Raw genomic sequence first — 22812 nt, forward strand, 5'->3', positions numbered from 1 at the left:
GAATTTTAGTAAAAATTCTGATACTATTTTTTATATATCATTGCTTTTGTAATTTTTTGATTTTATATATAAAACCTTGATAAACTTTTTAACATTTATATGTATAGGTTGACTAAGAGGAGTATTATTTTTTAGTTCTAGCATTTTTTTTCTTACTTCCGTAAAATCGAAAAACTCAGCAGCGTATTCTTCAAACTTTGGGTTGGAATAGTCTGTAAGCCCAAGGGAGGCTATATAATTTAGTGACTGAAGCACGGCCCTCCTAACTCTTTGTTCTGACGCTTTTATCTCTTTTTTTATATCAATTGAAGAAGAACTTTGTCCGAGTTTTTTTTCAGAGATTTTAGTGAATATTTCTTTTAAAGATGGAAAATCCTTTTCAATAGTTTTTGTGTTCTCACGGGTATATAAATATTCTACAATGGATAGTAGATCTTTACTGCCGCTTTCAGCAATTATACCTAATTGGTTTAATATAAATTCACTGTATTCTAAAATACCTTTACTTGATTTTGAGCTGTTCTTATTATCTAGTGTATCCATTTTTAAAAAGTTCAAGGTGTCTTGAATATAACTTATGGATTTTTCAATTTTTATTTGCTCAACTACTTTTTTTATAACGCCAATTACTTCAAGTCTGTTTATTGGTTTTGTAATGTAGTACTGTACACCTAAAGAATAAGCTTTTCCTATCATTTCTTTGTTTTCTACTTGGGATAGCATTATTGATTTACCTTTAAAAGAAGGGTCAAGTTCACTTATAGTTTGAAGACCGTCTTTAACTGGCATTAAAAGATCAATTATAAGTATATCTACTTTTTTAGTACATAAAAAGCTACTTGATATGGGAACGCCATTTGCTGCTTCACCAACAACTTCTCCCAAATTGTAATCTTCAATTATTTCAGATAACATTGAACGAATAGCTTCATCATCGTCTACAATAAAAAATTTCATATTTATATCATCCTTCCTTTATCAAACTTTTAATTGGAAGCTCAATAGTAAAAGTAGTTTCAGCTGAGTTAGATGCACTTTCTAGCATAACTCTTCCTTTCAAATTTGTAACTATTTGTTTTACATAAGAAAGACCTATTCCTGTTGATGGTTTTCCTAGCTTATTATATTTTGTTGTATAGCCGGGTTTAAAAATGAGATCCTTTTTCTTTTCAGGTATCCCTATGCCATTATCAGAAACCTGAAATTTAATAAAATCTTCTACTTTACCTATATAAATTTTTATAGTACCTGTATTTTCTATGGATTCTATAGAATTTGATACTAAATTATTCACAAGTGACAGTACAGTATAAATGTGAAGATCAGGTATACCACTATATGCTATATTTACTGAAAAATCAATGCTTTTCCCAAGAGTGAGAGAATATTTTTTATTTGTGTCTACTATTATATTGCAGATTTCTTCAATATTCATATAATCCTTAGAATTTTCAGATAAAATCATTTTAGAGAGTCCGGAATATATTCTTTGGTTGTCCTTTTTTATTTCATGCACTTGACCTGCAATTTTTAATAAACTTTGTGACAATTCATCTCTATTCAATTTTGAATAATTGGTTTTGAAAGATTCATATAAAGTGTAACAGTCTCTTGTAATATTTTCTGCAAAGGTTAGGGATTTTTTTAATTGTACAGATTCTGCATATAAGTTTGAAATAAGCAGCAGCATATATCTATTTTGCTCTTTTTGTTGGTTAGCGGCTGTTCTCACTTCATTTAACTTTATTATGTTGAAAAACCCGAGTACAAAAAAAGATCGTATAATTGCGACTATGGAAACCAACCCAAAGGCATAAACTGAAATAGAATTTCTAAGTACTAAAAACCTCACTACAAGTTCACAAGTTGAGGAAAGTATGTCTATACAGGCAGCTAAAGTACCCATCAAAAGAGGATTATTGTGTAAGTTATTTATTTTTGTTAAATAAAATAAACATGAAAAAACTAAATAGTAAAAAAATGCAGGAGAATTTATTAAAAAAGCTTGATGAAATTCAAATCCACTTTGAAGCACGCAATCAAGAACAACTCTAAATATAACAGTAAATATACCAGCTACGACTCCATATAGAGGTATGGGAAGCTTTTTAATCCAAAATAAGAAAAACAAAAATAGTACAGGACTGAAGCTAACACGAAAAGTACTATTCAGTGGAAAAAATTTAAATTCTCCAACTATTGGTATTGAAACTACTATTAATATTAAAATAAATAAATCTTCTTTTAAGGCAGATGCAGTATTTTTCAAGTAAACACACCTCATTTTAATTATATAAAAATAAAACCCTATATATTATAAATTAAATAAATAGGATTGACAAACTTCTACAAAAATATTATTAATTATATATTTAAATTAGTTTGAAATTTAAATTAGTATATGCAGATATATTCTTTATTTATAAAATTGATAAAATTTTTTTATATATTTCAGTATAATAATATAGTTTTTTGTATGTTGAGTTGTAATATTGAGTTGTTGAAAATATATACATACATTAATCGTTTACAAAATAACGATGTAATTATTTAAAATACGGGAAGGGGATTAGAATGGAAAAGAAGAAAAGAAAACTTAAAGGTGGACTAGCCACTCAAATTTTAATTGGTCTTATACTTGGAGTTATAGTTGGTGCTATTTTTTATGGTAATCCAAATCTACCTAAATATCTCCAACCTTTTGGAACTATCTTTTTAAGGCTGATTAAAATGATAGTTATACCTATTGTAATATCCTGTCTTATAGTAGGTGTTGCAGGAGTAGGTGATATGAAGAAGGTAGGAATGCTTGCCTTAAAGACTATAGTATATTTTGAAATAATGACTACCATCGCATTAATCGTTGGTCTTGTATTTGCAAACATATTTCATCCAGGCACAGGTGTAGATATGAGCAGCTTGACTAAGACAAACATTGCTAGTTATGTTGATACTGCAAAAAAGGCTACTAATAAGGGATTTGTAGATACTATAATAAATATTTTCCCTACGAATATAATGGATTCTTTAAGCAAAGGAGACATGCTTCCAATTATATTCTTCTCTGTTATGTTTGGACTTGGAGTTGCATCTATTGGAGAGAAAGGAAAGCCTATATTGAACTTTTTCCAGGGTGTAGAAGATACAATGTTCTGGGTAACTAACCAAATTATGAAAACTGCACCTATAGGTGTATTTGCATTAATTGGATGCACCGTATGCAATTTTGGACTTAAATCTCTCATTCCATTGGGAAAGCTAATGATATTAGTTTATGCGGGTATGATTTTCTTTATACTTGTATTTATGGGAATAGCAGCAAAATTGGTTGGAAATAGCATAATCAAAATAATAAGAATATTAAAAGATGAGCTTTTGCTTGCTTTTAGTACAGCTAGTTCAGAAACAGTACTTCCTAGGTTGATGTCAAAAATGGAGAAATACGGGTGCCCAAGTGCTACAGTATCTTTTGTAATTCCTACAGGTTATACTTTTAATCTTGATGGTTCTACACTTTATGAATCTATGGCAGCTATATTTATAGCACAGTTATATGGTATACATCTTTCCATTGGAGCTCAAATAAGTTTAGTAATAGTACTTATGATAACTTCAAAGGGAATAGCAGGTGTCCCAGGAGCTTCTTTTGTAGTATTGCTAGCTACACTTGGAACTTGTGGCATCCCAATAGAAGGTCTTGCTTTTATAGCTGGAATTGATCGTCTTTTAGATATGGGAAGAACAGTAGTAAATGTTGTTGGAAATTCTTTAGCTAGTATATTTGTTGCCAACTGGGAACATGTATATGACAAGGAAAAGGGTGAAAAGTATTACCAATCCATTATAGATCACAAAGATCATAAAGATAAATTAAAAAGTGTAGAGGCATAGTTGTTATATGTAGTCTCTGTTAAAAGTGCTTTCACGGTTTCGTGAAAGCACTTTCTGTATAATGGTGCCTGGCACCAAGTGGGATAAAAATACTCCCATTAGGTGCCAGGCACCTAAAGTTGATTCAATTCTTCATCATTTAAATGATAAGGATAAGTTGATACTACAATATTTTTATTCCTCAGTAAGTTCTCTCTAAGCAAAAATCCTGTATGATTATGAAGAAAATTTCCCCACCACTTATGTGTTATAAATTGTGGCAATATTATAGTTACTTTTTCATCCTCAGAAGCTGCATTTGATATGATCTCTATATACTTGAGCAATGGAGTTATTATTTGTCTATAAGGAGAATACTTAGTTACTAGTAATATATCTGTATTTAATTCAGACCATTTAGTTTTTAGTTTTTCTATAGAAGCTTTATCAATGGATACATTTAAAGCTATTACATCTGGTGTTATGCTCCTAGCATATTGTAAAGCGTTTAACGTTGCTTTATTTAAACTTGCGATAGGAATTATACAAATATGTGTAAATTTTTTACCTAACTCTATATTTAATATATCTTCTTTTGATGCCCTCAGCTGTTCTGCCACTTTATTATAATGTCTATTTATAGATGCCATAATAATAACTAGTATAGGAATTAAAGCAATAACTATCCATGCACCAGCTAATGCTTTTTCATATATAATTATAAGTGTTGTAATTATAGTTACTATGGCACCTATACTATTAATTAAAGCACGTTTTTTCCATCCAGGTTCAGTACTACTTTTCCAATGTAGCACCATTCCTGTTTGTGCTAAAGTAAAGGACAAGAAAACACCTACTGAATACAGAGGAATTAGGCTGTGAACATCTGCTTTAAATATAAGTACTAATACTCCTGCAATAAGGGATAATACTTCAATGCCTATGGAGAAGCTTAGTCTCTTACCTTTCATAGTGAATTGTCTTGGTGCAAATCCATCTCTAGCAACAACGTACATTAGCATGGGAAATCCTGTAAAAGCTGTGTTACATGCCATTATTAATATTATGGATGTAGTAATCTGTATAAAGTAGTACATAAAGTTTCTGCCAAATACACCAAACGCTATTTGAGATAAAACTGTAACATTTTTTGTTGGTATAGCATGATAAAATCTAGCAAGTAGTGAAGTACCACCAAAGATAAACAATATTAAACTTGATAATAATATCATAACTATTTTGGCATTTTTTTGGCTAGGTTTTTTAAAGTTAGGTACTGCATTACTTACTGCTTCTAATCCCGTTAATGCTGAACAGCCAGAAGAAAAAGCCCTAAGAATTAAAAATATACTTAATGTTCCAGTTGCCTTAATGGAAGTATTTATCATAGGTGTAGCTGCACCATATATAGAGTATTTTATAAAACCATATATAATCATAGTTATCATACCCAATATAAATAAATAAGTAGGTATACTAAATATTTTAGATGATTCACTAACACCTCTTAAATTTAAGATAGTAAGTATTATAATTAATCCCACTACTAATGAAATCTTATGAATTCCTAAAGCAGGAAAAGCTGAGATTATTGCTGTAACTCCAGCACTAGCACTTACTGCAACCGTCAATATATAATCTATTAATAATGCAGATGCAGCAACTAATCCTGGTCTTATCCCTAAATTTTCTTTGGCAACTATATAAGCACCTCCACCTTGAGGGTATGCCCTGATAATTTGAACATAGGATATGGTGAGAATAAACAATAAGCCTATAATCATTAATGAAACCCATCCAAGCCAGTTGTAGGCGGTTAAACCTAATACGCCTATTAATACGACTAAAATTTCTTCTGCCGCATATGCAACTGACGAAATAGCATCACTAGCCATAATTGCTAATCCGAATAAAATATTATATTTTTCATGTGATGTTTGTTCATTTGGCAGTGGTTTACCAATTAAAACATCTACAAATTTTTCTAACATAATACTTCCTCCAAAACATATAAAAAATACATATCTATAATATGTGTATATTAATCCAGCTTAATAACTCTAATTTAAGTTATTTTGAGTAACTTTATATAGATATATACCTTTTTATAAAAATTAGTTAATGGTATAAATATGTGATATATTATATTTTAATGGAAATATTATATGGAGAGGAGAGAAGATAACTTGAAAGGTAAATATGTAGTTGGAGTTGATTTAGGTGGTACCAAAGTTTGTGCTGCTGTTGTAAACTTCATGGGACAAGTGATATGTAAGGCTACTTTACCAACGGAAGCGGAAAAAGGGGAAAATTTCATATTAAATAGGATGATAGAGATTACTCAGAAGGTAATTGAGGAGTGTAAAGTTGATAGAAAAAAAATAGTAGGCGTGGGAATCGGATCTCCAGGTCCGCTTGATATAGACAAAGGTGAGATAATATGTACACCCAATTTGCCTTTTAGAAATTTTAATATTGTAAAGCCAATAAAGGATAATTTTAAGATTCCCGTATATTTGGATAATGATGCAAATGCAGCGGCACTAGGGGAATATATGTTTGGTGCAGGCAAGGGCAGTAAAAGCATGGTATTTATAACAGTTTCTACAGGAATAGGGGGAGGAGCTGTATTAAATGGTAGAATATATAGGGGTAATACTAAAAATGCACTGGAAGTAGGGCATATGACTTTAGAAAAAGAAGGTCCTCTATGTAATTGTGGAAATTATGGATGTGCAGAGGTACTTGCATCTGGTACTGCTATAGCACGAGAAGCAAAAAGAGCAGTAAAAACAGGAGAGAGTACTTCCCTTTCCAAATATAAGAATATAACTTCAAAAGAAGTGTTTAAAGAGGCAGAACTTGGGGATGGAGTATCTAAAAAGATATTAGACAGAGCTTTAAATTATCTTGGAATATGTGTGGCAAATGTAGTAACTTGCTTTGATCCGGAAGTAGTTGTAATAGGAGGAGGAGTCTCCAAGGGTGGAAGTATAGTTTTAAATAAAGTAAAACAGGTTGTAAAAAAAAGATGTTTTCAATCTATAAGCGAAAACACTAATATACTTTCTGCACTTTTAGGAGAAGATTCCGGAGCTATTGGAGCTGCAGCTCTTGCTATTATGGAAGGTTGCTATGAAAATTAGCTGCAGCTAGCTGCCTTGTTTTTCTCAATATATATGTTTACGTATACAATAAATAGGAACATTACGTACATTACATTAATAAACTAATTGGTAACAGACATTTAAAGTAAATTTAAGGGGGAACTTGTAAATGTTACAGAGTATTATTAATGGAATTGTTCCTATAGCTGTAACTGTCATAGTAGGGGTGTTAGTTGCTGTAATTAAAGCTATTGGAGATGCCATTGTAGTATTAGTTGAGAAAAGAAAGGAGGAGGTTATACAAAAAATACGTATTAATAGATATAATGGATGCCTGCAAGTTGCCAGAGAAGTGTGGAGAGTTGTAGATGAATATTTTAGAATAAATTCAAACATAAAGAGTACTATTTCTAACAAACAAAAAAAATTTGAAGAAGAAATATTAAAAATATTGCCTGATTTGACTGCTACTCAAATAGAACAATTAAGACAATCCGTTGCAGGGGAAATAAATAAGGACAAAGATAAAATTGTACAGAATGATAGTGAGAAAATTTAAAAAGAAAACCTCACATAATGAGTTATAAAATTTTAAGACACCTATGTGAGGCTTTTAATTAACGTAAAAATTATTATGTTTACTTAAAATTAACGTAAACTATTATTCCCAACTTTACTTTCACTATTTGAAATATAACTTTTGATTTTCCCACCAGTTTTTTTTATGGTTTCTTTCAATTTTTCATTATCTAAAGAATTAGAATTTACAATTACTTTATAAGATGTGTTTTCAAGGTCTCTAAAACTACCAAAACCACTTATCATGGGACTTGTAGATGGAAGAGTCCTTCCAGAGGAAGTATAGGAAACTCCTGAGGAATTTATTACGTTTGAAAAATTTATACCAAAATCTGAATTAGCGCTTAAAGGGTCTATATAATTGTCATTTAAATCCACAGCGGTATTACTAAATCCTTCATTTTTAAGTTCTTTTACAGCTTCGTTGGCGTTTTTAATGCCTTTATAGTAAATTTCAATTCGCATTTTGACAATCTCCCTTCCTTTAATATAACATTAATAATTATAGTTATAGTTTCCCACTTATTTTGAATAATATTCTATAATCGATTTTTAAGTATCCAATATATGAAAATTTACATATTTATATATTGAGGTGGTTTTATGATAGCAAATGCTGTATTTGAAGGTGGAGGTATGAAGGGAATAGGACTTATAGGAGCAGTATGTTGTTTTGAAAAAATGGGATATAAGTGGAATAAGTTTGCAGGAACTTCTGCTGGAGCGGTAATAGCCTCACTTTTAGCAGTAGGGTATAAGGGAGAAGAATTAAAAAATATAGCTATGAACCTAGACAAAGATGTATTCTTTAAAAAAAAATGGATAAGAGAGCTTTCCTTAATTAAAAAGTCTTTTACACTTTTTAAAGATAAGGGAATATATTCTTCAGATGCTGTAAAAGAATATATTGGAGAACTCATATCTAAAAAGGGAAAAAGAACTTTTGGAGATATAAGTGTAGATGGAAAGTCACCTCTTAAAATAGTAGCATCAGATATAACTAAAAAGAGAATGATAATATTACCAGATGACTTGAAAGAATACGGCATAGATCCTATGAAGTTTGAGATAGCAGAAGCAGTTAGAATGAGTATAAGTATCCCCCTTTATTTTAAACCGGTAAAATTTTATTATAAAGGTGAATGCAGTTATATAGTTGATGGGGGCATACTCAGTAATTTTCCAATATGGATATTTGATACAGAGGAAGTACCAGAGTTCCCTACAATAGGGTTTAAGTTAGCGGAAAAGGATATAAACTATGGAGAATCGAAAAAGATGGACTTTATTTCTTACTTATTTGATATATTTGGGACTATGATAGATAAAAATGAAGAAGTGTATGTGAAGGATAAATATGCAGTTAGAACTGTATTTATTCCAACATTGGGAGTTAGAAGTACAGAATTTAATATATCCGGTAAAATGAGAATGAAACTTTTCCAATCAGGATATAGTAGTTCAGAAAGATTTTTACATCTTTGGGATTTTAACAATTATATAAGGGATTATGTAAAATAGGACATGTGAGATTATTGAATTATAATAAAATTGTGATAATATTTATTTATAACACAATTTTAACAGTTTATGCCTAGTAAGGGGAGATATACTATGAATTTTTACGTTTATAATACAATGAGTAGAAAAAAAGAAGAATTTGTTCCTGTAAATGAAGGAAAAGTTGGAATTTATACCTGCGGTCCTACAGTTTATAATTATGCTCATATAGGAAATTTAAGAACATATATTTTTGAAGATATATTAAAGAAAGCTTTTGAATATGGTCACTACAAAGTTAAGCATGTTATGAATATAACTGATGTAGGACATTTGCAATCTGATGCAGATACAGGTGAAGACAAAATGCAAATAGGGGCTGAGCGTGAAAATAAAACTGTATGGGAAATTGCTAAATTTTATGAGAATGCTTTTTTTGAGGATTGTCATAAACTTAATATAAGAAAACCTGATATAGTTTGTAAGGCTACAGATCATATTCAAGATATGATAGACATAATTAAGACACTGGAGAAAAAGGGATATACCTATACATCAAAAGGTAATGTGTATTATGAAATTGATAAGTTTAAAGATTATAATAAACTAGCCAATTTAAGTATGGAAGAATTGGAAGCAGGAGCTAGAATAGATGTGGATGAGAATAAGAAAAATCCGCTGGATTTTGTACTTTGGTTTACAAATTCTAAATTTAAAGATCAAATAATGCAGTGGAATTCCCCTTGGGGAAAAGGCTTTCCTGGATGGCATATAGAATGTTCTGCTATGTCAATAAAATACTTAGGAGATAGAATAGATATACACTGCGGTGGAGTAGATCATATTCCAGTACATCATACAAATGAAATAGCTGAATCAGAAGCAGTACTTGGACACAAATGGGTAAATTATTGGATGCATGGAGAATTTTTGGTGTTATCTGATGGCAAAATGTCTAAATCAAAAGGTGATTTTTTAACTCTTTCTAAAATTGAAAAGGAAGGTTTCTCACCTATGGATTATAGATACTTTTGTCTTCAATCTAGGTATAGGAAACAGCTTATGTTTAGCTTTGACGCATTAAGGCAGGCACAATTAGCTTACAAAAAATTAAAGGAGAAAGTTGCAGATATAGTTTCAAATGTAAAAGAAAATGAGAGGGCAGATAAGGAACTTGTTAATAAGTATAAAAATAAGTTTCAGGAAAAGATAAGTGATGATTTGAATATACCAAATGCATTTACCGTGTTATTTGAAGTTATAAAAGATAATGAATTGACAAATAAGGAAAAAAGCTTACTTATAGAAAGTTTTGATACTGTTTTTTCACTGGATCTTTTAAAGTCCAACAATCATAATTTAGAAAAGTTGGATTCAGAAGATATCAAAAGACTCATATGTGAGAGAAATGATGCAAGAAACCACAAGGATTGGCATAAGGCAGATGTTATTAGAGATGAGCTTAAATCCATGGGAATAGATATAATAGACTCAAAAGAAGGGACTAAGCTGAAGATTAGAAACAGTTAAATTAGGGTGAAAAATTAATAGGAAAATGTGATAATAAACTTTTTCAAAAAGTATAAATATATATACAGTAGATAGAGGTATGTTTATGAAGAAGTTTATTAGTATATATAAAATTAAAAAGAAAACCATTTTGTCTGTATTGGCATTTTCCTATGTAACTGTATTACTTTTATTTGGGCTTATTTATTGGAACATTGCAAATAATTCTAGGGGAGATTTTTTTGTATTTCAAAAAGATGTAAATATGACTACAAAAATAGATGCATTTAAAAAAAATCTAAACATTAAAATTAAAAGCAGAGAATTGAAAAGCACTGTGGAAGATTTAATAAATTCTGATGAATACAAAAGACCTTTTTCAAATTTAGAAATTGTAGATGATTCAGGTTCTTCTATAAATGTATTTTCCTTTGATAAGTCTTTAGGAAAATTGTGGGCCAACTATTATAGTACATTGTTAAAAGATAAGGGCGTAACCCATATAAGCCTAGAAGATATGGGAGAAGATAGGGTTAATAGTAAGTTTAACAGTTGTAAATTAAAAATATGCTTTTATACAGTAAATGAAAATGAAACGTATAAAAGCTTTAATTGCTATAAAAAAAGTCAAGCAAATAAGTTAAAAAAAGTAGATACTAAATATATGTGGGTAAATGACTATACTATGTTTAAAAGTAAATTCTTTAAAGAAGATTACTTTTATTATCCACTAAGCTTTTATTTTCCAAAGCTTGTTGAAAATTCTATATCGTTTTTGGACAATAGTCCTCTGGTACTTAAATCAGTGGTTTGTGGAAATTTCAAATATCCAATAGAGAATTTTATATATTTCAGTGCTGTAACTATAACCACATTGGGATATGGTGATATTTTACCTAATTCTACTATAGTACGTTTTATGGTAATTATGGAAACTATACTAGGGATAATAATAGTAGGCACCTTTACTTCCTGTTTATTTTGGAACAGAAATTAAAATAAAATTTGTTGTGATATAATTTATCTAGAATTAAATCTATATGTATGAGGAGATGCGTAATATGATGAATACAGTAAAAATTATAAGGTCGGATGAATATAAGACAAGCAGATGGTCGGGAGGGACTACTACAGAGCTTTTAATATATCCTTATGAAGCAAAATATGCTGAAAGAAATTTTAAATGGAGATTAAGTTCTGCAAAGGTTATAGATGAAGAATCTGTATTCACTCATTTACCTGGAATTGCTAGAATCATAATGAGCATAGATGGGAATTTAACTCTCCATCATGAGGGACACTATGAAAAAGATTTAAAGCCTTTTGAACAGGATAATTTTATGGGTGATTGGAATACTAAAAGTTTTGGAAAGGTAACAGATTTTAACTTAATGATGGCTCCTGGATGCCAGGGAAAAATAGAGACATACACTTTTGAAGGTGAAAAAATTTATGAAGAAAAACTTAATCCAAGTGAGTATATTAATAGAGAAAAAGATATAAAACAAATTACATATATATTTTATATTTTGGGTGAAAAAGTGGAGGCTTATATTAGCGGTATGAAGGTGTATCTTAACAATAAAGATACACTAGCTGTAACCACTTTGGTTAATGGTGATCCTTTTAATATTAAATTTTGCAATAGAGGTGAAAAAGACCTTAAATGTATAAAGACAGAAATAGTATATTAATTTAAAATAATATTTTTAACTTAGCATTTATGTTTATTAATAAAAAAAGCAGAAATGCTTTTTTATGCTCATCTTTGGAAAAGTATTTTACAGAATATAGTTTGATAGTATCATTTTTTATTTCATAACTATAATATGGAAGTGCAAGTATATATAGGAAAAGACTAAATTTCAATAAGAACTAGTCTATGGATTACTTTTCTGTTAAAATACTTTTATAGTATATGGTTAGAGATATTATTATAAATAATTTCAGTTTAATTTTTAAAAATTTCCTAGTTAAAGATATCTAAATAACAAGGTAGTGAATGTAAAAAATATAATAAAAGAGGAGAACTTATGAATGTTAGGTTTAAAACAACCTTGATGATTTTTACAAGCTTTTTGCTTTTGATGATTTTGGCATTCATTATATTTAATTTTGCCATTTTTAAATATATTGACAGAATTGAAACTAAAGGTGTAGACGATAGTTTTCAAATTGTAAATTCATTGATTAGTAGGGAAAAGAAGAATATGGAGGCAACGTCTATTGATTGGTCTCACTGGGATGAGACTTATAACTTTATGTTAGGTGAAAATACCTCATATTATATAAAAAATAATTTTGGAGGTAATACATTAAAAGAGCTGAATTTAAATTTTATGGCTTTTGTGGATACAAAAGGTGGTATGGTCTATAGCATTTCAAATGGACTAAAAAATAGTATAAAATCAGAACTAGAAGACAGATTATTTAAAAGACCAGATAATTTTAAGAAAATAACTACATTTAAAAATAATGATGAAATACGTTCTGGCATTATAGATATTTCGGGAAAAGAATTCATTGTTACTATTTCACCTATAACAACAACTAATAAAAATATGAAAAGTAACGGAAATTTGATATTAGGAAAATTTATAAACGATTCATTCCTTAGTTATATGAGTTCTGTAACAAAATCTAAAGCTAAATTTGTAAGAGATATATCTTCTAGGAATATGGAAGGTACTGTTGTAAAAAAGGATAATGATTATATTACAGGATATAGAACAATACGAGATATAAATGGAAATATGTCTATAACCATGTCCATTACTATAATGAGGTATGAATATAAGTTGGGTAAGTTTTATTTTATAATTCTTATTTTAATTTTTTTATTGTTGGCGTTTATAGTATCATGTATTTTGTTAGTCATTTTTAATAAATGTATATTAAATCGTTTTAAAAGTATTAATGAATTTATAAATAAGGTATCTCAAAATAAAGATATGAGTGTTCGTTTAAATATTTCTGGAAATGATGAAATAGCAAATGTTGCTAATTCTACCAATGGAATGCTGTCTCAATTAGAATCTGCTTACAAAGATATTTTAATATTAAGTTATTTTGATAAACTTACGGGATTGAGAAATAGAACATATGTAGAACAAAAATTTGACGAACTAAACTTAAAATCAGTGGCTAATTATTGCATGATAATAGGTGATATAAATGGTATGAAACTTATAAATGATAAATTTGGGCACAGAGAAGGTGACAGATTGATATGCACTATAGCTAATGTATTAAAAAAAGTATGTTCAAAAGATGATATTGCAGCAAGGTGGAGTGGAGATGAATTTATAGTACTTATTATAGACAAAGAGTATTCTTATTCATCAAGTCTAATGCAAAATATTAAAGGCGAATGTGAAAAGGTAATGAATTTTAATTTTGAAATTAGCATAGCTTGGGGCATTGCAGAAAAAAGCCATCATCTTAAACTAGAGGAAGTTATGAATTTAGCAGAAGAAAGAATGTACAGAAGTAAACTGGTTAAGATAAAAAGTTCAAGAAACGCAATTATTGCATCTCTTGAAAAAATTTTATATGAAAAACATAGTGAAACGGAAGAGCATACTCAGAGAGTTAAAGAGCTTAGTGTTAAGTTGGGTAGGAAACTTAATTTATCTCAAGAGCAACTGGAAGAATTGGAGTTATTGAGTTTACTTCATGATATTGGGAAAATAGGAATACCTGATAATGTATTGATGAAGCCGGGTAAGTTAACTGATGAAGAGTGGGATATAATGAAAAAACATACCGAAATAGGTTATAGAATAGCTAAAGCAACACCAGGATTAAGTCATGTAGCAAATGAAATACTTTGTCATCATGAAAAATTTGATGGGACAGGCTATCCTCAAGGACTTAAAGAAGGAGAAATACCTATTTTGTCAAGAATAATAAATATAATAGATTCTTTTGACGTAATGACTCATAAAAGAATATACAAAAATGCTAATGACATGAACTATGCCATTAAAGAGTTAGAAAGATGCTCTGAAACCCAATTTGATCCTCATATGGTTAGAGAATTTATAAAACTTTTAAAGAAATAGTTATATGTAGTAAATAAAAAAGGCCTTTAAAATATTATTGTTTTTGGGCCTTTTTATATTTAAAAAATTTAAATACAAGTGTACATAAATTATATGTAATAATTCTATTTAAACAGGGTAAAACTATAATAGGAAAGTTGGTTAGCAATTTTATAAGAAATGTGAGGGAGGGCTTAATAAATTGACTGTAGGATCTCAAGTAAAACAGACATTAGCTGTTCTTAAAGGTGCTGAAAGTACTTTGAGAGTATATTCTCTTCAAGAACAGGATAAAAAAGTAAAGAATGTGTACAAAGAGGCACTGGATGCTGTAGATGGTATTACAAAGAATCTAAATGATAGATTAAAATATTTAGAATATGAAGAGCCTCAATATAAACAGAATTGATTTGGGGGAATAATATATGAAAATTTGGATTATAATTTTGTTAAAATCTACGGTACTATTTTTTGTTACCTTGTTTTTTATAACAATAATGGGAAAAAAGTATCCCAGAAGGATAACCCCTTTTAATTTTATAAATTATAGTGTAATAGCGGTTTTAATAGCATTAACGTGTATAAATGTTATATACAACTGGGTAATTGGTATTCTGGCCATAGCTGTATGGATGCTTCTTCCGCTAATTTTAGAATATGCTTCTATGAAAAGCAAATTTATATCTAATTTGCTAAAGGGTAAAGGAATTGTAGTTGTAAAAGAAGGAAAAGTAATGGAAGAAAATTTAAGTAAAATTGGATGCAGCGGCGAGGACTTATTAAGGGAACTTCGCTCAAAAAATATATTTAATTTAGCAGATGTGGAATTTGCCATGATGGAATCTACAGGAGATATAAATATACTCATGAAATCAGATAAAAGGCCACTTACTCCAAATGATCTTCAAATAGAAGTGTGTCAAGAAGGAGCACCCCAGACTGTAATATTGGACGGAAATATAATAAATGAATCCTTGAGTAATTTAGGACTAAATCAAGGATGGCTTGATGTACAGTTAGAATCTAAAGGTGTATCTTTGGATAATGTATTTATAGGTCAGGTTAATTCAAAAGGAGAACTCTACATAGATTTATTTGATGATTTAATTCAAACTCCCCAATCAAATGTTAGAAAAATTCTCTATGCCAATCTGGAAAAGGCTCAGGCAAATTTGATGTCATTTGCACTTGAAACTGAGGATAAAAAGGTAAAAGATATGTATAAAAAGGATTCTGATATTTTAAAGAATGTATTAATAAAGTTAAAACCCTATTTATTGAAATAGAAGGTGATGAAATGTCCAATAAAAAAAATAAAAAGTTGACTCCTGTACAACAAGAGTATCAAAATTTGGCTAAAACAAAAGAGACAAAAAGAAATGTTCTTAAAAATAGTCTGAAGGCATTTTTGGTTGGCGGGAGTATTTGTGCTTTTGGTCAGGTACTTCAAATTATATTTATAAAGTATTTTAAGTTTACAGAGGCCAATGCTGGTAATCCGACATCTGCAGTCATAATAATAATTGCTGTATTACTTACAGGGTTTGGAGTGTTTGATCACATTGCACAATGGGCTGGTGCAGGAACATCTATTCCTGTTACTGGTTTTGCAAATTCCATTGCATCCGCTGCTATAGAACATAGAAGCGAAGGATTCGTTCTTGGTGTAGGAGGAAATATGTTTAAAATTGCAGGTCCTGTAATAACTTTTGGAGTTTTTTCTGCTTTTGTAGTTGCTACTATAAAAGTAATTATTAAATGGTTAGGTGGGATGTAAATGATTCAAGGTCATCAATCATGGGTATTTGAATCTAAACCGACTATACTTGGATGTGGGGCAGTAGGAGGACCGTTTGAAGCAAAAGGTGCTTTGGCTAAAGATTTTGATTTGCTTCATGAAGATATATGGGTTGGACAGGATAGTTTCGAGAAATCTGAAAAAAAGTTATTGGAGGAAGCCTGTCAGATTGCTATAAAAAATGCAAAAGTGAAAAAGGAAAGTGTAAATTTTTTCGTAAGTGGAGATCTTATAAATCAGATAGTTATCAGTAGTTTTGCTGCTAGAACTTTAAGCATACCGTATTTAGGTATATTTGGAGCCTGCTCAACTTCTATGGAAGGGTTAGCTATATCGTCTTTGCTTGTAGATAATGGTGCAGCAGAATATGTTCTTTGTGGAACATCCAGCCATAATGCTGCTGCAGAAAAACAGTTTAGATACCCTACAGAGTATGGGGGGCAGAAGCCGCCTACAGCTCAATGGACGGTAACAGGAGCAGGAGCTGCAGTAGTTGGAAAAGGTACTGGACCTAAAGTTACATCAGCTACTATAGGTAAAGTAGTAGATATGGGAATTTCTGATCCATTTAATATGGGTGCTGCTATGGCACCAGCCGCAGTAGATACAATAGAAGCTCATTTTAGAGATTTAAATAGAGATCCTTCTTATTATGACATAATAGCTACAGGAGATTTGGGGAAAATAGGTCATGACATAGCAGAAGAAATTTTAAAAAAGGATGGATTTAAGTTTCAGGAAGGAGTATTTAAAGACTGCGGAAAGCTGATATATAACAAAGATCAACCTGTATTTTCAGGTGGCAGCGGATGCGCATGTTCTGCTACGGTAACTTATGGACATTTCTTTAAGGAAATGAAGAAAAAAAAGTTAAATAAAATATTGGTAGTAGCAACAGGAGCACTTATGTCACCTATGTCATATCAACAAAAAGAGAGTATACCATCTGTGGCTCATGCAGTATCTATAGAAGCATAGAAGAGAGGTGCATTCATATGGAAAAATTTGTTTGGGCATTTTTAGTAGGCGGAGGAATATGTGTAATAGGTCAGATAATGATGGACGTATTTAAACTCACACCGGCACATACAACAACTACTCTTGTAGTAGTAGGAGCTGTTCTTGGAGGATTGGGATTATATGATCCTTTAGTAAAGTTTGCTGGCGCTGGTGCTTCTATACCAATAAGTAGTTTTGGAAATTCATTAGTTAAAGGGGCTATGATGGAAGCAGATGAATATGGAATAATAGGTGTGCTAACAGGAATTTTTGAGATTACCAGTGCTGGTATTTCTGCTGCTGTTATTTTTGGATTTATAGGAGCCTTAATATTTAAACCTAAAGGATAATTTAAAGGAGGTGATAATAAATGACAGTTGGAACTCAAATGCAGCAAGCAATAGCAGGAATTCAAAGTGCAGCTGCAACTATGAAAACATTTGAACTTGAGACACAGGACAAAAGTGCTAAAAAAGATTTTCACCAAATAGCAACAAACTTGGATGAAGCTCTTCAAATACTTCAAGGAAGGCAAAACTTTATACAGCAAGAGGAACCACAATACAAACAATGTTAATAATAAAAATATAGTGCAATTAATAAAAAATTTAAAGGTCATAATTGTCAGTTAATATGATAATTATGACCTTTATTTAAACAATGATATACTGAAATGTATTATGTTAAAATAATAAATATTATGTAAATAGAAAATAAAGTAAACAAAAAAGTAATAATAAACAACAGTTGTAAATAAAGAGAAAACTAATTAAAATAAAAAGTATAAAGCATCAATAACCAAAATGGAGATTTATTATGACTTTAAATAATGAAAAGACTGTTTTAATTACAGGAGCTTCAAGTGGAATAGGACTTGAACTTGCAAAATTATTTTCTAAGGATGGATATAATTTAATACTTGTAGCTAGAAGTGAAAACAAATTAGAAGAAATAGCAAAAAATTTAATAAAAAAATATAATATTAATGTACATATAATAAAAGAAGATCTTTCAAAAAGAGAATCTGTAAAAGATCTATTTTTAAAAGTGCAGCAGCTAGGCATAAGGGTAACTACTCTTGTTAATAATGCAGGTGCAGGTTACTGTGGACTTTTTCATGAAATTGATATAGACAAAGATGAAAAAATGATAGGTTTAAACATTGAAGCTATTACTTATTTAACGAAGTTATTTTCAAAAGAAATGATAAAGTTAAAAAAAGGGAGTATATTAAATGTGGCATCTACGGGTTCTTATGAACCAGGACCTTATATTGCAGTATACTATGCGTCTAAAGCATATGTGCTATCCTTTTCTCAAGCCCTTGAAAATGAGCTAAAACCATATGGTATAAAAGTATGTACTCTGTGCCCAGGAGCTACTAAAACTGGATTTTCTAAAAATGCAGGTAAAAAAGATATAAAAACTGCTATGAGTGCTGAAAAAACTGCTGAGATAGCTTATAGAGGATTTATGAAAAATAAATCTGTTATAATACCAGGATTTTTTAATAAAATAGCTGTTTTATTTTGTAAGCTATTGCCAGGTAAGATTTCTGCGGTTGTTGTTAGAAGAATACAGGAAAATGTAACTAAAAATTTTTAAAATAAATACTTTAAAGTTAAAAAATAGGTAGTATAATAGTAATATAATGGGAATACATAATACTATGAAATGGGGGATTATTTTTATGAAAGTTATAATAGATAGGTTTGAGGGACCTTATGCCGTTTGCGAAAAGGAAGATAAAACTATGATGGATATAAAACGAATAAATTTACCCATTGAAGCAAAAGAGGGATATGTACTTGATGTACATGGAGATGAAATAACTATAGATTTAGAAGAAACCCAAAATAGGAAAAAACATATGGAATATATAACTAAAGATATGTGGAATTAATTTTCCTATACTTATTTTAGGGAACAAAACTACTTCTGCATTTATGCAGAAATAGTTTTGTTCCACTTTTCACATCTTCCACCAAAGAAGCCCATAGTTTTTTTAGTGCCTGATATTTTTACAACTTCACATCTATTAGGGCATCCTCCACATTCAAAACTTTTAGATGTAAAACTAGCATTTGCTAAATTAAATCCATTAAAGTTAGTGATCTTATTACTTTTTTGCAAAGCTTCCTTTGCTAAAATGGCTGCACCAATGGCACCCATTACTTTGAAATTTTGAGGGATTACTACTTCCTTATTCAGTATTTCTTCAAAAGCAGTCTTCATTCCTATATTTGCAGCAACTCCTCCTTGAAAAAATATTTTGGATTTTATATCTTTGCCTTTGGCCACATTGGTTAAATAATTTCTGACAAGAGCATTACAAAGACCTTTTATTATATCAGAGTTACTATAACCTAATTGCTGCTTGTGTATCATATCTGATTCAGCAAATACGGCACATCTCCCTGCTATTCTTACAGGAGAAGTAGACTTTAAAGCATATTCTCCAAATTGTTCAATAGGTATATCTAATCTTTCAGCTTGACGGTCTAAAAAGGAACCTGTTCCTGCTGCACATACTGTATTCATTGCAAAATCTAGCACAATTCCATTTTGCAAAAGTATTATTTTAGAATCCTGTCCACCTATTTCTATTATGGTTTTAACATCTTTATCTAGGTTTAAGGCAGCAACGGCATGAGAAGTTATTTCGTTTTTAATTATATCAGCGCCTATAATAGAAGCAGCAATTTGTCTTCCGCTTCCAGTGGTTCCAACTGCACTTATGTCTGTGTCTTTATATTTATTTTTCAATAATTTAAATCCTTCTTGAATTGCACTTATAGGTCTTCCTTTTGTCCTCAAATAAAGTGATTCAAGTAAGTTCATATTTTCATCAACTATTACAATATCTGTGCTAACTGAGCCTACGTCAACTCCCATATAATACATTTTTTTTTCTCCTTTCAAGTAAATCTAAAAATGCTTCTATTCTTGTTATATATCCAGCTTCACCAGTCATTTCATCTACTATTAATGTAAGTATAGGGAAATTTCTATCCTTTGATATAGTTGGAAGTATGGATTTTGATACAATTTCAGGCATACATCCCATAGGAAAAATCTGTATAGCACCATCAAACCCTCTTTTATCTGCTAAAACAGCTTCTCCTATACATTCCCTCGCATGACCTCCTATATAATAAGGTAAATATTTTTTAGAATTTTTTCTTAAATTGAGTGAATTCAACTTTAATGGAGATAAAGCCATATCTTTAATCCACCAACTTGGAGAAAGATATCTAGCTGTAGATACTCCATAATTCATAAGTTTTTCTTCTATAAAAAGATTTGAAAAAGGTTCTATTATAGTATATATTTCACCGATTATAGCAATTTTTAAAGGGTTTTTATTTTTAGAAATTGGTACTTTGCTTAACTGCTCCATATATTTTTTTATAGTAAATATCATTTCTTCTGGTGAAGCAGTTTTAAAAGCTTTTAATTTACAATCTTTTAATATATCTTTGCACTGTCCTTTTTTTATTTCATAACCTGATAATAATTTTGCCTTTTTATCTATATTGTCCATTAGATTTATTATCTTAAGTCCTTGATGTACTACTTTTAACTTTTCTATGGCATTTTTCTTGCTAACTGATCCAATAGAAAGCAGTCTTCTCATAAGTTCTTTCAATCCTATATCTTTTGGATAATCTAAAACTATAAAATTTAAGTTATAGCCTAATTTTTTCAATAAATTCATTTGAAGTTCGCAATATTCTCCAAATCTGCAGGGGCCGCAGCTTCCAACTATTAATATTGTATCTGCACCTTGTTTTATACTTTGTATATAATTTCCTATCATTATTTTAAAAGGAAGGCACATTTCTTCTGGAGAATAAAATGATCCAATTTCTAGAGCTTCCCTGTTGCTCAATGGAGGAATTATATAATCAACTCCAAGTCCATCAAATACAGCCTTTGCTGCAAAACAAGTATTGCCAAGGTGGGGGAAGGTTACTTTCATAAATTTGCACACCTCCTTTTAAGCATATCTGAAAAGGCTTCTAATCTAGTATTAAAACCTGCTTCTCCAGTTTGTTCATCTATTTTTAATATAAGCATAGGAAAATCTTTTAACCTATTTTTAATAAGTTCAATTACTACGGAATCTATTCCGCAGGCAAAAGAAGAGATGTATATTATACCATCTACTTTTTTATTTTCTGCTGCATAAGTGGAAAAACCATAAGAATTTCTAGCAAAATGCCAAAATGGTTTTTTAAACAGATGCTCTACTTCACTGTTTATTATGCTTTTATTTATACTTTCTTCTGTAACTATGCCGATACCGAGTTTGTTTAATTTTTTTACTATATTCATATTGGTAAAGGTGTCATATAAGTTGTAAGGATGACTTACTAATGCAGTTTTTATAGGAAAACCATTGGTATCTATGGATAACTTATAATTTTCTTGGGTACTTAATGCTTTTTTATAGGCATTATTTATGCTAAAAATATTTTTAGTAAATATCAAACCGGCTTTTAATAACCAGTTTCTACATTTAGTTTTAGAAAAAGCATATATAGGGTAGGTTAATAATGGAGGCATATTGGGAATATCATTTGTTATCATTTCTGGAAGACCGCAAAATTTTGGACATATAAATTCTCTTTTTTGTAGTTGCATTATTCTAGGAATAAGCATGATGTCACATTTATCCTTTATTGAAGCTGCGTGACCATGAAATACTTTTATTGGGAGACATGCTTCATCTACACAGTATTTTGTTCCAAGATTAAGTATATATTTATCTGTATCTTGGGATGTTACTATCTCAGCTCCAAGTTCTTTAAAGAATGTTTCTATAAAAATGTGATATTTACAATACAATAATCCTTTAGGAATACCTAGTTTCATATATAAGTTGCTGCTTTTAATAGGGGAGAAGTACATAGAAATTTCTAAGCAGCAATTCCTCCAATCTTTTATGATTAAATATTTACATTTGTATATTTTGCCATAATTCCTTGAATTTATTCAATCTTCATGAAATATTATTTTTTTACTTTGCAGAATAAATATTATGTAAAGTAAAAGATGAACTTATAAAAAGGCTATTTTGTGAGCTATCTGATGGCTACTATCCTCAACACTCTCATCTTCCGGCTGAGTCTAAGAATCACTTGATAAATATATGAATTGTACTGAAAAAAATGTTTTTAAAAAAGTTTTCGACTATAAAATACAAGTTAGGAGTATTTCTATTTTCTAATTTTATAAATAAGAGGGTATATAATATCTAAAAATAAATCATAATTCTGCAAATATTACTCAAAAAGATTAATGACAAGAAATAGGAAAGAATAAAGTAGAAAAATGAATCCACAAAGTTATGCCCATATTGTGGAAATATTTCAATTTGATAAAAATTGAATTTTTCATACAA

Annotated in this window: 23 protein-coding genes; 16 read left to right on the plus strand and 7 right to left on the minus strand. The window is 29.9% G+C overall.

Annotated features, from left to right (window positions below; all coding sequences use genetic code 11):
* Positions 1-30 precede the first annotated feature (30 nt).
* Together CLAU_RS00765 and CLAU_RS00770 are read right to left on the minus strand one after the other, a co-directional pair.
* Positions 31-957 carry a response regulator gene (locus tag CLAU_RS00765; protein WP_013238729.1) on the minus strand — a complete coding sequence of 309 codons (927 nt, stop codon included), beginning with the start codon at positions 955-957 and terminating at the stop codon, positions 31-33.
* 7 nt (positions 958-964) lie between these two features.
* Positions 965-2269, minus strand: coding sequence for an ATP-binding protein (locus tag CLAU_RS00770; protein WP_013238730.1), 1305 nt, complete (start codon positions 2267-2269; stop codon positions 965-967).
* Between the two features lie 305 nt (positions 2270-2574).
* Here CLAU_RS00770 and CLAU_RS00775 point away from each other — a divergent pair, with 305 nt between their 5' ends.
* The gene (locus CLAU_RS00775) at positions 2575-3891 is read left to right on the plus strand and encodes a cation:dicarboxylate symporter family transporter (protein ID WP_013238731.1); all 1317 of its coding nucleotides are present in this window, start codon (positions 2575-2577) and stop codon (positions 3889-3891) included.
* Positions 3892-4004: 113 nt separating this feature from the next.
* Here CLAU_RS00775 and CLAU_RS00780 read toward each other — a convergent pair whose 3' ends face one another.
* Positions 4005-5861, minus strand: a complete 1857-nt coding sequence (locus tag CLAU_RS00780; RefSeq protein ID WP_013238732.1) for an APC family permease — start codon at positions 5859-5861, stop codon at positions 4005-4007.
* A 195-nt stretch (positions 5862-6056) separates the two neighbouring features.
* Between CLAU_RS00780 and CLAU_RS00785 the strand changes: the two genes are divergently transcribed.
* Together CLAU_RS00785 and CLAU_RS00790 are read left to right on the plus strand one after the other, a co-directional pair.
* The gene (locus CLAU_RS00785; RefSeq protein WP_013238733.1) at positions 6057-7016 is read left to right on the plus strand and encodes an ROK family protein; all 960 of its coding nucleotides are present in this window, start codon (positions 6057-6059) and stop codon (positions 7014-7016) included.
* A 130-nt stretch (positions 7017-7146) separates the two neighbouring features.
* A complete protein-coding gene (locus CLAU_RS00790; protein ID WP_013238734.1) occupies positions 7147-7536 on the plus strand; it encodes a hypothetical protein in 390 nt (129 codons plus the stop codon).
* Between the two features lie 89 nt (positions 7537-7625).
* Here CLAU_RS00790 and CLAU_RS00795 read toward each other — a convergent pair whose 3' ends face one another.
* On the minus strand, positions 7626-8021 hold the full coding sequence (locus tag CLAU_RS00795; RefSeq protein ID WP_013238735.1) for a hypothetical protein: 396 nt from the start codon (positions 8019-8021) through the stop codon (positions 7626-7628).
* A gap of 138 nt (positions 8022-8159) precedes the next feature.
* Between CLAU_RS00795 and CLAU_RS00800 the strand changes: the two genes are divergently transcribed.
* The 13 genes from CLAU_RS00800 (at position 8160) to CLAU_RS00860 (ending at position 19308) form a co-directional block, all read left to right on the plus strand.
* Positions 8160-9077, plus strand: a complete 918-nt coding sequence (locus CLAU_RS00800; RefSeq protein WP_013238736.1) for a patatin-like phospholipase family protein — start codon at positions 8160-8162, stop codon at positions 9075-9077.
* Positions 9078-9170: 93 nt separating this feature from the next.
* Positions 9171-10586, plus strand: coding sequence for a cysteine--tRNA ligase (gene cysS, locus CLAU_RS00805; RefSeq protein ID WP_013238737.1), 1416 nt, complete (start codon positions 9171-9173; stop codon positions 10584-10586).
* 85 nt (positions 10587-10671) lie between these two features.
* Positions 10672-11562, plus strand: a complete 891-nt coding sequence (locus CLAU_RS00810) for a potassium channel family protein (RefSeq protein WP_023161704.1) — start codon at positions 10672-10674, stop codon at positions 11560-11562.
* 64 nt (positions 11563-11626) lie between these two features.
* A complete protein-coding gene (locus CLAU_RS00815; protein WP_023161705.1) occupies positions 11627-12259 on the plus strand; it encodes a HutD family protein in 633 nt (210 codons plus the stop codon).
* A gap of 339 nt (positions 12260-12598) precedes the next feature.
* Positions 12599-14629, plus strand: coding sequence for an HD domain-containing phosphohydrolase (locus CLAU_RS00820; RefSeq protein WP_013238740.1), 2031 nt, complete (start codon positions 12599-12601; stop codon positions 14627-14629).
* A 181-nt stretch (positions 14630-14810) separates the two neighbouring features.
* Positions 14811-15017: a DUF1657 domain-containing protein gene (locus CLAU_RS00825; protein WP_013238741.1), complete on the plus strand. Its 207-nt coding sequence runs from the start codon at positions 14811-14813 to the stop codon at positions 15015-15017.
* 16 nt (positions 15018-15033) lie between these two features.
* Positions 15034-15894 carry a DUF421 domain-containing protein gene (locus CLAU_RS00830; RefSeq protein WP_013238742.1) on the plus strand — a complete coding sequence of 287 codons (861 nt, stop codon included), beginning with the start codon at positions 15034-15036 and terminating at the stop codon, positions 15892-15894.
* Positions 15895-15905: 11 nt separating this feature from the next.
* Positions 15906-16385: a stage V sporulation protein AC gene (spoVAC, locus tag CLAU_RS00835; protein ID WP_013238743.1), complete on the plus strand. Its 480-nt coding sequence runs from the start codon at positions 15906-15908 to the stop codon at positions 16383-16385.
* Positions 16386-17384, plus strand: coding sequence for a stage V sporulation protein AD (gene spoVAD / locus CLAU_RS00840; protein ID WP_023161707.1), 999 nt, complete (start codon positions 16386-16388; stop codon positions 17382-17384).
* A gap of 17 nt (positions 17385-17401) precedes the next feature.
* Positions 17402-17755, plus strand: a complete 354-nt coding sequence (spoVAE, locus tag CLAU_RS00845) for a stage V sporulation protein AE (RefSeq protein ID WP_013238744.1) — start codon at positions 17402-17404, stop codon at positions 17753-17755.
* Between the two features lie 20 nt (positions 17756-17775).
* Positions 17776-17982: a DUF1657 domain-containing protein gene (locus CLAU_RS00850; protein WP_013238745.1), complete on the plus strand. Its 207-nt coding sequence runs from the start codon at positions 17776-17778 to the stop codon at positions 17980-17982.
* A gap of 239 nt (positions 17983-18221) precedes the next feature.
* Positions 18222-19010, plus strand: a complete 789-nt coding sequence (locus CLAU_RS00855) for an SDR family NAD(P)-dependent oxidoreductase (RefSeq protein ID WP_013238746.1) — start codon at positions 18222-18224, stop codon at positions 19008-19010.
* 85 nt (positions 19011-19095) lie between these two features.
* Positions 19096-19308, plus strand: coding sequence for a DUF3006 domain-containing protein (locus tag CLAU_RS00860; RefSeq protein ID WP_013238747.1), 213 nt, complete (start codon positions 19096-19098; stop codon positions 19306-19308).
* 41 nt (positions 19309-19349) lie between these two features.
* On the opposite strand, the gene CLAU_RS00865 is transcribed toward CLAU_RS00860, so the two are convergent.
* The 3 genes from CLAU_RS00865 to CLAU_RS00875 are packed head-to-tail and all read right to left on the minus strand — an operon-like array spanning position 19350 to position 22283.
* A complete protein-coding gene (locus CLAU_RS00865) occupies positions 19350-20309 on the minus strand; it encodes an acyl-CoA dehydratase activase (protein ID WP_013238748.1) in 960 nt (319 codons plus the stop codon).
* Complete coding sequence (locus CLAU_RS00870) at positions 20290-21387, minus strand: 2-hydroxyglutaryl-CoA dehydratase (RefSeq protein ID WP_013238749.1); 1098 nt, start codon at positions 21385-21387, stop codon at positions 20290-20292. Before CLAU_RS00870 ends, CLAU_RS00865 begins: the two co-directional genes overlap by 20 nt.
* Positions 21384-22283 carry an acyl-CoA dehydratase activase-related protein gene (locus CLAU_RS00875; protein ID WP_029170033.1) on the minus strand — a complete coding sequence of 300 codons (900 nt, stop codon included), beginning with the start codon at positions 22281-22283 and terminating at the stop codon, positions 21384-21386. Before CLAU_RS00875 ends, CLAU_RS00870 begins: the two co-directional genes overlap by 4 nt.
* Positions 22284-22812 lie beyond the last annotated feature (529 nt).

Source organism: Clostridium autoethanogenum DSM 10061, assembly GCF_001484725.1.
In the GTDB taxonomy this organism is placed as follows: Bacteria; Bacillota; Clostridia; order Clostridiales; family Clostridiaceae; genus Clostridium_B; species Clostridium_B ljungdahlii.